Source organism: Paenarthrobacter sp. NPDC092416, assembly GCF_044755025.1.
Lineage (GTDB): Bacteria > Actinomycetota > Actinomycetes > Actinomycetales > Micrococcaceae > Arthrobacter.
Window position 1 is genome coordinate 1 of record NZ_JBIVQG010000009.1, and the last position, 13597, is coordinate 13597.

13 protein-coding genes are annotated in these 13597 nt (G+C 62.8%); 3 read left to right on the plus strand and 10 right to left on the minus strand.

The genetic code is table 11. The features are described from left to right. Window positions 1–100: 100 nt before the first annotated feature. A complete protein-coding gene (locus ACIQC5_RS16385; protein ID WP_400284544.1) occupies window positions 101–715 on the minus strand; it encodes a TetR/AcrR family transcriptional regulator in 615 nt (204 codons plus the stop codon). A 313-nt stretch (window positions 716–1028) separates the two neighbouring features. Between ACIQC5_RS16385 and ACIQC5_RS16390 the strand changes: the two genes are divergently transcribed. After that, window positions 1029–1958 (plus strand): cytochrome b/b6 domain-containing protein, encoded by a 930-nt coding sequence (locus tag ACIQC5_RS16390; protein WP_400284547.1) that lies wholly within the window; start codon window positions 1029–1031, stop codon window positions 1956–1958. A gap of 68 nt (window positions 1959–2026) precedes the next feature. Here the strand turns inward: ACIQC5_RS16390 and ACIQC5_RS16395 are convergent, their stop codons facing one another. The 5 genes from ACIQC5_RS16395 to ACIQC5_RS16415 all read right to left on the minus strand — a co-directional run bounded on the left by ACIQC5_RS16395 (window position 2027) and on the right by ACIQC5_RS16415 (window position 7550). Next, on the minus strand, window positions 2027–2863 hold the full coding sequence (locus tag ACIQC5_RS16395; RefSeq protein WP_400284550.1) for a hydroxymethylpyrimidine/phosphomethylpyrimidine kinase: 837 nt from the start codon (window positions 2861–2863) through the stop codon (window positions 2027–2029). Window positions 2864–2924: 61 nt separating this feature from the next. Further along, on the minus strand, window positions 2925–3941 hold the full coding sequence (locus ACIQC5_RS16400) for a TAXI family TRAP transporter solute-binding subunit (RefSeq protein WP_400284553.1): 1017 nt from the start codon (window positions 3939–3941) through the stop codon (window positions 2925–2927). Beyond that, window positions 3934–5355, minus strand: coding sequence for a sensor histidine kinase (locus tag ACIQC5_RS16405; RefSeq protein ID WP_400284555.1), 1422 nt, complete (start codon window positions 5353–5355; stop codon window positions 3934–3936). Before ACIQC5_RS16405 ends, ACIQC5_RS16400 begins: the two co-directional genes overlap by 8 nt. Continuing rightward, window positions 5352–6014: a response regulator transcription factor gene (locus ACIQC5_RS16410; RefSeq protein ID WP_400284557.1), complete on the minus strand. Its 663-nt coding sequence runs from the start codon at window positions 6012–6014 to the stop codon at window positions 5352–5354. Before ACIQC5_RS16410 ends, ACIQC5_RS16405 begins: the two co-directional genes overlap by 4 nt. Window positions 6015–6131: 117 nt before the next feature. Then, window positions 6132–7550: an MFS transporter gene (locus ACIQC5_RS16415; RefSeq protein ID WP_400284559.1), complete on the minus strand. Its 1419-nt coding sequence runs from the start codon at window positions 7548–7550 to the stop codon at window positions 6132–6134. A gap of 689 nt (window positions 7551–8239) precedes the next feature. Between ACIQC5_RS16415 and ACIQC5_RS16420 the strand changes: the two genes are divergently transcribed. Then, window positions 8240–8614: a methyltransferase family protein gene (locus ACIQC5_RS16420; RefSeq protein ID WP_400284959.1), complete on the plus strand. Its 375-nt coding sequence runs from the start codon at window positions 8240–8242 to the stop codon at window positions 8612–8614. Between the two features lie 330 nt (window positions 8615–8944). After that, window positions 8945–9655: a queuosine precursor transporter gene (locus tag ACIQC5_RS16425; protein ID WP_400284562.1), complete on the plus strand. Its 711-nt coding sequence runs from the start codon at window positions 8945–8947 to the stop codon at window positions 9653–9655. A gap of 96 nt (window positions 9656–9751) precedes the next feature. On the opposite strand, the gene tgt is transcribed toward ACIQC5_RS16425, so the two are convergent. The 4 genes from tgt to ACIQC5_RS16445 form a co-directional block, all read right to left on the minus strand. After that, on the minus strand, window positions 9752–11041 hold the full coding sequence (tgt, locus tag ACIQC5_RS16430; protein ID WP_400284565.1) for a tRNA guanosine(34) transglycosylase Tgt: 1290 nt from the start codon (window positions 11039–11041) through the stop codon (window positions 9752–9754). Between the two features lie 148 nt (window positions 11042–11189). Next, on the minus strand, window positions 11190–11900 hold the full coding sequence (locus ACIQC5_RS16435) for an SRPBCC domain-containing protein (protein WP_400284568.1): 711 nt from the start codon (window positions 11898–11900) through the stop codon (window positions 11190–11192). Window positions 11901–11972: 72 nt separating this feature from the next. Continuing rightward, entirely contained in the window at window positions 11973–12929 is a 957-nt protein-coding gene (locus ACIQC5_RS16440; protein ID WP_400284571.1) for a DUF6707 family protein, read from the minus strand. Window positions 12930–13002: 73 nt separating this feature from the next. Then, the gene (locus tag ACIQC5_RS16445) at window positions 13003–13542 is read right to left on the minus strand and encodes an NUDIX hydrolase family protein (RefSeq protein ID WP_400284574.1); all 540 of its coding nucleotides are present in this window, start codon (window positions 13540–13542) and stop codon (window positions 13003–13005) included. Window positions 13543–13597: the final 55 nt, after the last annotated feature.

Sequence of the window (13597 nt, forward strand, 5' to 3'; positions counted from 1 at the left end):
CATCAAAAACAGAGCGTCGCAATCATGCCGGGACCGGCAGGCCAGCACACCCACATCCTTCACCAGAAAGGGGCTACGAAAAAGGTAACGAGCGACGGGGCTAGGCGACCAGCCGGGCAACCAGCACCGCAGCAGCATCAACAACGTCGTCCGCGTGGTGCCTGGACGGGCTCAAGGCTACTTCCTGCCCCGCCACCGTGATGATGTCCGTAATCACGGCAACGGTGAGCCGGCCCAGGGTGTCGTCGCTGGCGCCCAGGAGCACTGAGTTTTGCCGGACCCATTCGCGTCCGCGTTCCCGTCGCAGTACCTCGAAGCCCGGGGGAGTGTCGCCCTCGATGAAGACCCGTTCCAAGTCGCGGTGCTTCCAGGTGTAGTCGAAGTAGCTGCGGCTACCCACGTTGAACAGGGCAAGAGGATCGTTCTCGCCGGCCTTCCTCGCCTTCGCAACGGCAGCGGCAACGAGTTTCTCGTGTTCGTTTTGGTAGTCGTCCCAGAGCGCGAGGAAGAGCTCGGTCTTCCCGCCAAAGTGGTGGTAGAGGCTTCCCACGCTGGACCCTGCGCGGGTCACGATGTCCGCGATGCCGGCGTCGGTGAATCCGTGTTCACAGAAAACCGAGGCGGCCGCGTCCAGGAGGTGCCGCTGGGTGGCGGCCGTGCGGGTCCATTGCCAGGAGCCGGCGTTGGTGGCTGCTTCGGACGTCTTGCGGACCATGCTCGGACTCCTCTCGCAGGCTGATCGCGGGCGGACGAACATCGGAGTGTCGTGACGCCCCTTTTTGGAATCCTACCGTCCCGTAATGACGTACTTCCAGCACCAGCCCTTGACCATCCCATGATCCGCGCGAAATAATCCTAGAAGACCGTTCTAGAAATAGAGATTGCAGCACGTATCCAAATGCTGCGATTTTTGACGTCGAACGGCCCGAAAACCCGGAGCCGTTTTCACCGTCGGGCTGCAACTGGTTGAATCGCTATGAGAGCGCCAACTGGTCGCACGCCAACAAGCCAGAGAGGAACGCGGCCTGATGTCCGTTTCAAGCAAGTCGTCCGGGATCACGTCGAGCAGGTGGTTCAAGCCCGCCGTCGTCACCGCAGTGGCGTTGGTTGTGGCACTGATTCTGGTGCTCGTCGCTCAATGGCTCCGCACCATGCAGCCGGTCCAGCAGTTCCTGGTGGACTACCCCGGGCACTCGGCCATCCCCGAAGGCACGCCCACAGGGTTCCCTGCCTGGCTTGGTTGGCAGCACTTCCTCAACATGTTCTTCCTGGTCCTGATCATCCGTTCGGGCTGGCAGGTGCGGACCACCACGCGTCCCGCCGCCAACTGGACCAGGAACAACAAAGGGTTCATCAAGACCAAGAACCCACCCACCAAGATCAGCCTCGACCTGTGGTTCCACCTGACTCTGGATGCCCTCTGGGTCCTGAACGGGATCATCTTCATCGTTCTGCTCTTCGCCACGGGCCAATGGCTGCGGATCGTCCCTACCACCTGGGACGCGATCCCCAACGCACTGTCCGCCGCGCTGCAGTATGCCTCGTTGAACTGGCCGGTGGAGAACGGCTGGAACAACTACAACAGCCTGCAGCTGCTGACCTACTTCGTCACAGTCTTCATCGCATCGCCGCTGGCCATCATCACGGGCCTGCGCATGTCCGGAGCCTGGCCCAAGAAGGCTGCAATCAACAAGTTCTACCCGATCGAACTCGCCCGCAAGATCCACTTCCCGGTGATGATCTACTTCGTGGCCTTCGTGATTGTCCATGTCACGCTGGTCCTGGCGACCGGTGCGCTGAACAACCTGAACCACATGTACGCCACGAACAACGACTACAGCTGGTGGGGCTTCGGTATTTTCGCGGCTTCCATCGTGTTCACCGCCGGCGCTTGGTTCCTGGCCCAGCCCCTGTTCCTGCGCCCGATCGCCTCGCTCATGGGTAAGGTCTCGCGCTAGCCCTCACACACAGAAACAGCCGCCCCGGATTCGTTCGGGGCGGCTGTTTTCGCATGCAAGAGGGAAACCTAGGACAAAGCCCCGCCCTGCCACAGGGCATCGAAGGGCGCACCTGAAGCCACACGGTTCTTGATACCGGCGGTAACGAACGCCTTCGCGGTGCGGGCTGCCTCCAGGGGCGTCGCACCCTTGGCAAGCTCAGCAGTCACGGCTGCGGCCAGCGAGCAACCGGCACCGGACACTGCCACCTGGCCGACTTTCGGTGCGCGCAAGACTTCCAGCGTCTCGCCGTCGTAGTAGACGTCGACGGCGTCAGGGCCTTCCAGCCTCACCCCACCTTTGGCGAGGACTGCTGCGCCGCTCATCTCGTGGATCCGGATGGCTGCAGCCTTGAGCGACTCTTCATCGGTGATCGTGACCCCGGACAACGACTCTGCCTCGAAGTGGTTCGGGGTTACGAAGGTGGCCAGCGGCAGGATCCGGGCTTTCAAGGCCTGGTCGGTGTCCAAGGCGTGCCCGGGCTCCTGGCCTTTGCAGATCAAGACCGGGTCCAGCACCACGTTGGCGAACGAACCGTCAGCCAATGCCTTCCCAACAGTGCTGATCGTCGCGGGGCTGCCGAGCATGCCGATTTTTACCGTGTCCAGCACGGAAGGTGCGCCGGAAGCGGCACCGTATGCCGCCGTCGTCGCTTCCAATTGGTCCGCGATGACTTGCTGGTCAACCGGTGTAAAGCGGTGGTTCCAGTTGTCCTGAGGATTGAAGGAAACGATGCACGTGAGGTTCGCGATGCCGAAGACTCCCAGTTCCTGGAAGGTCTTGAGGTCGGCTTGGGCGCCGGCGCCGCCGGTCGCTTCGGAGCCGGCGATGGTCAGTGCAATGGCGGGGGCAACGGCTGAAGTCATGTCTTCCATCTTGCCATTGCCCGGAGGTGCCCCGATTTTGGGGCAGGGCGTGGGCCGCGACTCAGCCGTGCAGCCTCCGGTAGGCCGACTCGGCCGCGGGATGCAGAGGCACGCCGGCGGTGTTGATGAGCGTTTCGGGGCTGAGAAACTGTACGCCGGTGCTGGATTTCGGGACCAGATCCTGTGCATTTTCGACCATGAGTTCCACGGTCCGCCTGACGACATGATCGGCCAGGTCGCTGCGGCAGAGGAGCAGATTGGCCACGCCCACCGTCCACACGGCACGAGCAGTGCCGTAGCTGTTCGCGGGAATTAGAACGCGATCGTAGAACACTCCATGCTGCTCCCGCATGGTCTTGATGTACTCGGAGAGGTCGATCAGGCGGAGGCCCACGTCTTCTGCGGTCGTCGCGATGGCGGCTGTGGGTACGCCGCCGGACCAGAACAGGGCATCCACGGACCCGTCCCGGAGGGCCGCGAGTCCACCGTTGAGGCCGAGATTGACCTGCTTGATGTGGTTGTTGGGGCCGGCGCTGTTGGGGCCCGCGCTGTTGGGGCCGGCGCCTGCGGTTGCCGCTGCAATAATCCGTGGAGCCGTGAGCGAGGTTCCCGATCCCACCTCACCAACAGCCGCGGTCTTGCCCGCCAAATCGGCGAAGGTCCGGATGCCGCTGCCCTCGCGAACGATGCAGTGAACATAGTTCTGGTACACCTTGCCGAGAGCGGTCAGGCTCCCGGTTCCGGCGAGCTGAGTGGTGGCCAATTGTGCCGCGGCATCGGCCAGGGCGACGGCGAACGTCGCCTCGCCGGACAGCACGCGCTGGATGTTCTCAAGGCTTCCGCCGGTGGTCAGCGGTACGGCGGTTTCGGCGATCCCCTCGCGTTGCAGCAAAGCGGCAAGCAACGTAGCGAACTCCAAATAGAAGCCGCCCGTTTCGCCGCCGGCGACCGTCAGCTTTTGGGGCCTTTCGGTGGGGGTGCAGGCCGTGGTTGTTGGAATCATCAGGCCTGCCAAACCGGCGGAGAGTCCCAACTTCAGCGCCGCACGCCGCGGCGGCAAGGCGTCCCGCCTAGTCATCCGAAGCTCCCGACGGCGGCTCGGACGGAAACTCGAGGCGCGCAATGAGGCCATGAGGGTGGTTCGAGTCGAGGACGAGTCGGCCGCCGTTCGCCTGGGCCAGCCGATCCACGATAGTCATGCCCAAGCCGTTGCCGGGGAGCTTTGTGTGCTGCGGCGCCCGCCAGAACCGGCTGGTGGACGCGGCCCGTTGTTCGGCGGTGAGGCCGGGACCGTGATCGGAAATCACGACGGCGGTGCCTCCCTTAGTGGGCTTGGTCGCCACGGTGATGGTGGCGCCGGGCGCGTATTTGATCGCGTTGGCCAAAAGCTCGCCCACCATGTGCGCGAGTTCGTCCGGATTGCAGGCGATTTCACGTTCTGTGTCCGGGCGCTCCAGTGTCAGGTCCGACCCCGCGCGCGCTGCTGCAGGAGCGGCCCGTTCCACCTCCCCTTGCAGGACAGGAAAGGGGTCGATGACCGTCGGGCGCGAGTGTTCGCTTGATGGTTGCGCCCGGGCCGTCCCCTCAAAGGCGCGGTGTTCCGCCGTCGCGAGCTTCAGCACGCCGTCGAGCATTTCCTCCACCCGCTCAAGTTCCGCGACGACGCCGGCGGCAGCTGCCTTCTCGGGTTCGCCTTTTAGCTCCAGCTGCAGCAAATCGATCCGCAGGCGCAGGGCACCCACCGGGTTGCGCAGTTGGTGCGAGGTGTCGGCGATGAGTCGGCGCTGGGATTCCATGCTCTCAGTCACGGTGCCGGCCATGGATGTGAACGAACGGCTCAGTTCCCGCAATTCCGGTGGACCCGCCTCTGGGAGTTGGCCGGTTTTGCCGGTCGCCTCTAGTTCGTGGACCGCTTTGCTCAGCCGGCTGACCGGACGCAGTACCCAGCCCGTGATGCGCGATGCGGCCAGCAGGAGCAGTGCCCCCAACGCCAGGGCGGCAACCACCACCACGAGCCATCGCTCCCGGAGCTTCTGCCGGGCGGCGTCGAGGCTGACATCAAGGACAGCCTCCCCGAGGACCTGGCTTGCCGTGCCGAAGGATCTGGAGATGACCTCCGTGCCGGAGTCGAAGGGGCGTAGCGGGCCAAGGGTGGTGTCGCTGAGGTTGAGGCTTGCCCTGTTGAGGGCTTGTTTGACGTCGGCCCGGTTCTCCGTGAGGCCGCCGGAGCTAACGGTCTGTTGCTGCAGCCGGATCAGGATTCCCTCCCCGTAAAGCTCGGAATACCGGTCCATTTCACGTTGGAGTTGACTGGTGTCGCTGTCCATCGCGGCATCATTGGCGAGCTGCGCGAACCGGTTCAAAGCTGCAACGCGGTTGATCTGGAGCTCCTGTGTGAGCTCCCGGCTGGCCGACGTCAGTATCACGCTGGAAACCGTCACCACGATGATCACCACAAGCAAGCTCAGGATGCCCAGAACGCGAAGTTTCATCCTTGCTCCACGCGGTACCCCACGCCGCGGACGTTGATGATGAAACCGGGCAGCTGGAGTTTGGACCGGAGACCTGTCAGGTGGACGTCGAGGGACCTCGAGTTGGCCACGAAAGCGTCGCCCCAGAGCGCATCAAGAATCTGTTCCCTCGTGACCACGGAACCTGCGTTCCTGACGAGAAGGCTGAGGAGGTCGAACTCGGTAGCGGTGAGGGCGAGTTGTCTCTGGCCGACGGCAGCCACCCGGCGGTCGAGGTCCACCTCCAGTTCTCCGAGGACCACGTTGTGGGGGGTAGAGTTGCCCGCCCTGGTGGTTCGGCGCGTCACCGCTTCGATTCTGGCGAGTAACTCCACCAGCTTCACTGGCTTCACCAAGTAGTCGTCAGCCCCCGAGCGAAGGCCCAAGACCACGCTTCGCTCATCATCGCGGGCCGTCAGTATCAGGATGGGGATCTGCGTGACCTGGCGGAGCTTCCGCAAAACGTCCAATCCGTCCAGGTCCGGGAGGCCAAGGTCCAGCAGGATCACCTCATGCTGCCTGTGGGCCAGGAGTGCGTCCTCGCCGCGGGACACCCGGGTGTGTTTGTGCCCGGCGGAGGCCACGGCAGCGCTCAAGGCCGACGCCATTGCGTCGTCATCCTCGACGATGAGCACGTGCACTGTGTGGTCCTTTGGCTTGCTGGGCTGTTTCGCTACTAGAGCTTAACGTTGTGAGGCCCGCTCTGCGCCCTCTGGAGTATCCAAGGGGCGCAGAGCGGGCCTCACAAGGCAGCCTGCTTAGACGTTGAGGAGGTCCTTCTTGTCGTCGTCGCGCGAGCCCCGGCCGGCGCCATCCGACAAAGTGCCCTTTGCAGCGAAGGCGTTGCCCTGCTCGGCGTCCAGGTGTGTGGACTTCTTGTTCTTCAGCGCGAAGATGTACACCAGCAGCGAGATGAAGATCGCGGCTGTGACGTAGGTGAAGAACAGGTCCACCTGGTCCGACTTCTGCAGCGCGGCGCCGATCAGCGGAACAGTGCCGCCGAACAGCGAGTTCGCGATCGCGTAACCGAGTCCCACACCCAGTGCGCGGATCGACGCCGGGAACAGTTCGGCCTTCACGAGTGCGTTAATTGACGTGTAACCGCCCACCATCAGCAGGCCGCCGAGCATGAGCAAGAACGCCATGAAGGGATCCTTGGTCCCGGACAACGTGGAAAGCAGGGGCCACGTGAAGAGCACGCCGGTTACGCCGAACCAGATCAGCAGCGGTTTGCGGCCGATCTTGTCGGAAATCAGGCCATACACGGGCTGCAGCAGCATAAAGATGAACAGAGCCCAGAAGTTGATGACGGAGGTGTCGGTCTTGGCGATGCCGGACGTATCATTCATGAATTTCAGAATGAAGTTGGTGTACGTGTAAAACGCCACGGTGCCGCCAAGCGTGATCCCGATGCAGATCAGCAGAGGCTTCCAGTGCTTGGTGAACAGCAGTTTCATGGTGCCAGGCTGTGCCTCGCCCTCAACCTTCACGTGGGCGGCGCGGAGCTGATCGGAGGAGAGGGTTTCCTCCATCGAGCGGCGAAGCCACAGAACAACCAGCGCAGCGACGCCGCCTATAGCGAACGGAATTCGCCAACCCCACTCAGTCAGGTCTTCCTTGCTCATGGTGTTCTGCAGGATCACGAGCACCAGAAGGGCCAGCATCTGACCTCCGACGAGCGTCACGTACTGGAAGCTCGAGAAGAAACCACGGCGCTTGGCCGTTGCGGCCTCGGACATGTAGGTGGCGCTGGTTCCGTATTCGCCGCCCACCGAGAAGCCCTGCACAACGCGGATGAACACCAGCAGGATCAGGGCCCAGAGGCCGATCACATCCTGCGTTGGCAGGATCGCGATGGCGAACGAACCGGCCGACATCAGCGTCACACTCAGTGTCAACGCGGCTTTACGGCCCTTGCGGTCGGCGTAGCGGCCGAAGAACCAGCTGCCGATCGGGCGCATGAGGAACGACGTCGAGAAGACCGCCATTGCTTCCAGGCCGGCCTGCAGTTCGTCCTTGGAGTTGAAGAAGTGCGACTGGAAATACGCCGCAAAAACTGTGTACACGTAGAGGTCGAACCACTCCACGAGGTTGCCCGCGGAGCCCTTGAGGATGTTGCTCACGGCCTTGCGTGTCTGGGCGGCTTCGCTCAGAGGTGCAGCTTGTTGGGTGCTCATCAATGAACCTTCCTGGACGGCGCCTGATCCGGCAGCCGTGTCTTGCATGAGTTCGTTCTGTCCATGAAGCTCGTGCTCATGGCGTCCTTGCGCATGGCTCTTCGTCGACTAAGAAAGGCCCTCCTGGGGTGAAGAGGACTTAGTCCAAGCTATTCGTGATGCGGGGCACAACCAATGTGGGAAGGGATTTCCTAACACTTCCTTAGGTTTTCCATGGGATCGGTTGGGGCTCGACCACGGTTTGGCTGGATCCTCTTTCACGTCCCGCCGGGTTTGGCTGGATCCTCTTTCAGGTCCCGCCGCGGGGGTCTTAGGAACGTCCGACGGCGGTGCTCGGTTTGGGTTTGCGACCCGGCTTTCCGCTGTGGTCCCCTCGAATCCTCTCCCACATCCCGCCGGGTTTGGCTGGATCCTCTTTCAGGTCCCGCCGGGTTTGGCTGGATCATCACTCACGTCCCGCCGGGGTTTTGGCGAACGCTCTATCAGGTCCTTGTGCAGTACTGAGGACATCCGAGACCCGATGGGGTTACCGTTGCGCCATGGTCATGGATTCCGAGTTGGTTCCTCTCGCCATCAAGTGGAGGAAGGCGTTGAGCAACCTTCCGCTGCCGCCTGGGCAAGCGGCCGGTGCTGTTTTGGGTTTCGTCTTGGAGCGGCTGCGACCCTGGCCGCTCCCCGGCGCCGCCAAAATGCACAGCCTGGTGGGATCAGGGCTGTTGTTGGTTGGCGTCGGGTTGAACACGTGGGCCCTGGTCGAACGACACCGAGGATCGGCGGGAAGTTTCGATCTGGAGCGACCGTCGGAACTGGTCACAAGAGGCCCATACGCCTTCAGCCGACATCCTATGTACGTGGGTTGGTGGCTCATTCACTTGGGTGCGGGGACGCTCGCCAGTTCATCCTGGATGCTCGTGACATTGCCGATCGCGACGCTTGTGGAGCATGAGGGGGTGCTCCGTGAGGAGGCCGCCTTGTCGGAGTTATTTGGGGATTCGTACACGGAATATACAGAAAGGGTTCCTCGGTATGTCGCACTCCGGCGTCGCCGCCCCTCACCTTGGTGAATTGAGGATGTGGGTGAGGGTTGCCCGGAACGGGCCGGGATGTGGGTGAGGGTTGCCCGGAAGGGGCCGGGATGTGGGAGAAGGTTGCCCGGAACGGGCCGGGATGTGGGAGAAGGTTGCCCGGAACGGGCCGGGATGTGGGTGAGGGTTGCCCGGAACGGGCCGGGATGTGGGAGAAGGTTGCCCAAAAAGGGGCGGGATGTGGGGGAGCGTAGGGGAGTGGGACAATAAACGTGGTGTCGGGCTGAATGCCCCACCACCCACAGTGCTAATACAGCGGGGCGCGTCACCAAACAGCGCCTACGCGAACCACTACGAAATGGATGACCCATGCCCTCGCCTTCCGGCTCCAGCACCTTGAGCAAGCCTGCACCCCGCTTTGCCTCGATCGGATCCCCGTACTTTGGCATCATGCTCGCCGTCATGGCCGTGGTGCTGATCCTGTCCAACATCGGCGCTTCCAAAGGTGTGGTGCTTGGACCGATCATCACCGACGGCGGCTTCTTCCTCTTCCCGCTCGCCTACATTTTGGGTGACGTCCTGAGCGAGGTTTACGGCTTTAAGGTGGCACGCAAGGCCATTATCACCTCGTTCGCACTCTCGGTATTCGCGTCGCTCTGCTACTGGGTGATCATCGTGCTCCCCGGCTTCACTGACGAGTATGGAACCGCAAAGCAGGCAGCCATCGAAGGCGCACTTGGACCAGTCCCGTTGATCGTTCTCGCGTCGCTACTCGCTTTCCTGGCAGGGCAGACCATCAACTCGTGGATTCTTGTGAAGATGAAGGCGCGCACGGGCGAAAAGACCCTGTGGGCGCGCCTCATGGGCTCCTCCGTGGTGGGCGAGTTCGTGGATACGTTGATCTTCTGCAGCATCGCGGCCTCGGTCATCGGCATCACGGACTTCGGAATGTTCGCGAACTACGTCCTGGTGGGCTTTGTCTACAAGACCGCCGTCGAGTTCCTCTTTGTCCCGATTACTGTCCTGGTTGTTGGCTGGATCAAGAAGCGCGAGCCGAGCTACGGGGTTGTCGCGGCCTAGGTTTGCCGAGATCGCCGGAACCGTGCCAGTTCGTTGGAAGTTCGGAGTTCCACACGCCCTTGCACGTTTCCGGCGAAGTCGGTTCGCCAGCCAAAGCTACGAGTAATACCGCCCCAGCGTCTCCGCCTTGAACTCGAAGAACTCCCCGGAATCGATGGCCAGGCGGGCGTCGTCCACCATCTTCACCACGAAACGCTCGTTGTGGATGGAGATGAGCGTGGCCGAGACCATTTCCTTGGCTTTGAACAGGTGGTGGATGTACGCACGCGAATAGTTGAGGCAGGTGTAGCAGTCGCAGCCATCCTGCAGCGGCCCGAAATCGGTCTTATAGCGCGCACCGGAGAGATTGAAGCGGCCGGACGGCGTGTAGAACGCCGAATTCCGGGCAACACGCGTGGGGGAGACGCAGTCGAAGGTGTCCGCGCCGTTCTCGATGGCCGTGAAAATGTCATCCGGCTCCGAGATGCCCAACAGGTGACGCGGCTTGTCCTCGGGAAGTTCCTCGTTGCACCACCGCACAATCGTGCCCAGGTTTTCCTTCTCCAACGCCCCGCCGATTCCATATCCGTCGAAGGGCATGGCTCCGAGGTCCTGGCACGCTTTGCGCCGCAGGTCCTCGTACTGGGCTCCTTGGATCACGCCGAACAGTGCCTGGTAGGGCTTCCCAACGCGGGAAGACGTCAAAGAAGCGTGCTCCGCCAAACACCGCAGGGCCCACAGCCGCGTCCGTTCCAGCGACTCTTCTTGGTAGGCCCGCGAGTTTTGCAGCGTGGTGAGCTCGTCAAAGGCGAACATGATATCCGCGCCGATCTGATGCTGGACCTGCATGGAGATCTCCGGGGAGAAGCGGTGCCGGTCCCCGTTCAGGTGCGATTTGAACCAGACGCCATCGTCGTCGATGTGCGCCAGCCTTTCCTTGCCGGGCGCTACGGCGTCGTCCGGCCCGGAGGTGTCCACGTGCTTCATGTCGATGACCTTCTTAAAGCCCGACCCCAGGCTCATTACCTGGAATCCGCCTGAGTCAGTGAACGTCGGTCCGGACCAGTTCATGAACGCGCCCAGCCCACCCGCGGCGTCGAGGATCTCGGGCCCGGGCTGCAAATAGAGGTGGTAGGCATTGGCCAACACGGCTTGCGCACCGAGATCGGAGATCGACTCGGGCAGCACGGCCTTGACAGTTGCTTTGGTTCCGACGGCGATGAACGCGGGCGTCTGGATGGCTCCGTGCGGCGTGGTGATAGTGCCGGTCCGGCCGAGGAATTCGCCGCCGTTGGCGTCTACCCGGGAGTTCGACGGCGAACACGTTTCAGTCAGGCGTTGGACCACCGAAAACGAGAACTCCGATTGCCGGGCAGCCAAAGCAGACACAGCAGACACGTCAGACACGTCAGGAACAGGAACAGACACAGGGGAAGCAGGAACGGAAGCTGGCACGCTACCAAGTGTGCCAGCTTTACCGTGGAAGCCCGGCGCAACCCAGCAAGCCCAGGCCAGCCGCGGGCGCAACCAAGCCTAAGTCCGGCGCAACCCCGTCCTACGATCCGTAGTTTTCGGCCTTCCAGTTGTCCCACGAGGACCGGACGTCCGCCAGAGTGTGGGCCCCCAAATCGTAGGTCGAGGCAATCACCATTGACCCGCCGTCGGGCCTTTTTTCGGGAATCGGCAACTGGTCCGCGACGATCAGCAGCCCATCCCCGTGCTCCGCGTACCCGTGGACGGTGACGCCAACTTGGTGCCGGCTCTTGAACCACACTTTGCCGGAAATCGCCTCACCCGTTGTCAGCGTGAGCGAGTACTCGTCGCCGGCCGGTGGGAGGTCACCGAGGCCGAGCTTTTCGATGGCGGAACCTCCGCTCCCGGGCACGGAGAGGAAGTGCGTACGCCGGTGGCCGTGCGGGTGCCGTTCAAGGGCGAAACGGAGTTGGTGCAGGAACGTCAGCCAACCCTGGGTGATGTCCTCGTCCCACTCAGCCCATTCGGAATTGTGGTCCAGCGCGGCCCGGGTGACCTTGACTTCCGTGCCGCCGGAGACGGGATGCAGCTCGAACTCATCGCCGCCATGGACGGTCAAGCTCGTATGCTCGGGCCCTTCCACAACATTTGGATCGAAGTAGATTTGTTTGATTTCGTCGCCGAGGTCATCGGCTTCCCAGCCGTGCCATTGAGCCACCAGCGACGGTTCGCGCAGCATTGTCCAAACCTGCTGCGCGTCGGCATTCACCACAACGCTCAGATTGTTCGTCATGGCCCCGAATCTACCGCCGTTTGGGTCCACGCAACAGGCCTTGAACTTCCCGCCGCGGGGGCTTAAGGAAGGTCAAGCGCGGACGGCGTCCAGTTCGTTGCCGATCCGCCGGCTCAGCTCTTCTTCGCCGATCGTCTCGGAACCGCCGTGGGCCCGCAGGAACAGCAAGGATTCGAGCCGGAGGAATCGCCAGTCGCGCTCGGCTTCATGGTTCCCGCTGTCGATGGCGCGGAAGATTTCCTTGTCGTACAGGTTGGGTTCGTTCAGCGCGCGCTGGCGGACCTTGGCGGCGATCCGGGCCTTGAACGGGTCCGTTTCCTCCGATTCGTGGGCGCGCAGCAGCTTTTCATAGACTGCGGCGCGATCGGTCTGCCCGGCCTCACGGCAGATGAAGCTTGAGAGTGCCAGAGCACGTTCGATCGACGCCCAACGGTCCGGGTTGCCATCGAACGGCAGCACATTCAGGAGGTCTGCAACCGCGAGTGCCTGGTCCGGATCGCGCAGCACGATGCAGAGATCGAAGGCGAGGTTGCTCAGGTCCCGGAGGCAGCTGCCGGACTTCGTGTTGATGCCCTTCGCCAGCCGTTCGCCCAGCACCTGCACGCCGTTCTTGCCCTTGTGACCGGCGACGGCGGCGCGGACCACTGCCTCTGGCGTCCCGGTTGGTTCGGGGATTAGCGCGAGTTCCTCGGCGGCAGGCAAGATCGCGGCGGGCGGCGTCTCCGGGCGTGGCGGAACGACGACGGCGGGACCCGTCGCCGATTCAACGTCATCTTCGGCTGAGGTGCTGGAGCCGCCGGCCGAAACTCCGTCTCCCACTGGCACAGCGGACCCCACAGCGATCCGCACCGTGCCGCCGTCGACCATGGTCACCAGCAGCAGCGCAGGCACGCCGAAATCGTCGTTCTGAACCACTATGGTGCTGATTTCCTCGGCAGGTCCGTCGCCGGGTACGAACACAAAGTCTCCGGGCTGCAGGTCCCCAGCCTGCTTTTCGCGGTATTGCTGTGAGGCTGGGCTGTGAGTCATCGGAAGTCCTTTGGTTCTCTTGCTGTCCGCCGTCCAGTCTACAAAGTCCAGCCGCCGCAGAGGCCGGGACCCGCTAGACGGCCACGCCGGAGAAAGCCAGGGCCTGGCGCACGAGGTTACCGCGGCCGCCCTCGAATTCCTGTTGGACGTCGTCGCTGAGGACCTCTTGCGGTGTCATCCACGTGAGTTCCAGCGCGTCTTGGCGCGGATCGCATTCGCCGGTCACTGGAATGATGTACACGAGCGACACCGCATGTTGGCGGTCGTCAGTGAAACCGGTTTGGGACGGGGCCGGGAAATACTCGGCAACGGTGAACGGAACGGGGCTGATGGGCAGCTGCGGGAAAGCCAGGGGTCCAAGGTCCTTTTCCATGTGCCGCAGGAGGGCAGCGCGGATGGTTTCACGGTAGAGGACGCGGCCGGAGACGAGGTAGCGCACCATGTTGCCGTCGGCGTCGCCCTGCAGGAGTGTGCCAACCTCGTTCACATACCCGAGCGGATCCAGCCTGACCGGAACAGCCTCCACGTAGACCATGGGGAGACGGCCGCGGGCTTCGAAGAGGTCTTCGTCGGAAAGCCAGCCTGGATACGGGTCGGGTGTACGTACGCTCATGGTTAAGTTCTACCCCATCCCCAGCCGAAGTTCCTTGGTGGCGTCCCCGTGGCTC

Bases quoted from the DNA above. Each gene is read 5' to 3' on its own strand.
- ACIQC5_RS16400 (WP_400284553.1), bottom strand. From the start codon at position 3,941: ATGACTAGGCGGGACGCCTTGCCGCCGCGGCGTGCGGCGCTGAAGTTG.
- ACIQC5_RS16440 (WP_400284571.1), bottom strand. From the start codon at position 12,929: ATGACTCACAGCCCAGCCTCACAGCAATACCGCGAAAAGCAGGCTGGG.
- ACIQC5_RS16425 (WP_400284562.1), top strand. From the start codon at position 8,945: ATGCCCTCGCCTTCCGGCTCCAGCACCTTGAGCAAGCCTGCACCCCGC.
- ACIQC5_RS16390 (WP_400284547.1), top strand. From the start codon at position 1,029: ATGTCCGTTTCAAGCAAGTCGTCCGGGATCACGTCGAGCAGGTGGTTC.
- ACIQC5_RS16385 (WP_400284544.1), bottom strand. From the start codon at position 715: ATGGTCCGCAAGACGTCCGAAGCAGCCACCAACGCCGGCTCCTGGCAA.
- ACIQC5_RS16405 (WP_400284555.1), bottom strand. From the start codon at position 5,355: ATGAAACTTCGCGTTCTGGGCATCCTGAGCTTGCTTGTGGTGATCATC.
- ACIQC5_RS16395 (WP_400284550.1), bottom strand. From the start codon at position 2,863: ATGACTTCAGCCGTTGCCCCCGCCATTGCACTGACCATCGCCGGCTCC.
- ACIQC5_RS16420 (WP_400284959.1), top strand. From the start codon at position 8,240: ATGCACAGCCTGGTGGGATCAGGGCTGTTGTTGGTTGGCGTCGGGTTG.
- ACIQC5_RS16445 (WP_400284574.1), bottom strand. From the start codon at position 13,542: ATGAGCGTACGTACACCCGACCCGTATCCAGGCTGGCTTTCCGACGAA.
- ACIQC5_RS16435 (WP_400284568.1), bottom strand. From the start codon at position 11,900: ATGACGAACAATCTGAGCGTTGTGGTGAATGCCGACGCGCAGCAGGTT.
- ACIQC5_RS16415 (WP_400284559.1), bottom strand. From the start codon at position 7,550: ATGAGCACCCAACAAGCTGCACCTCTGAGCGAAGCCGCCCAGACACGC.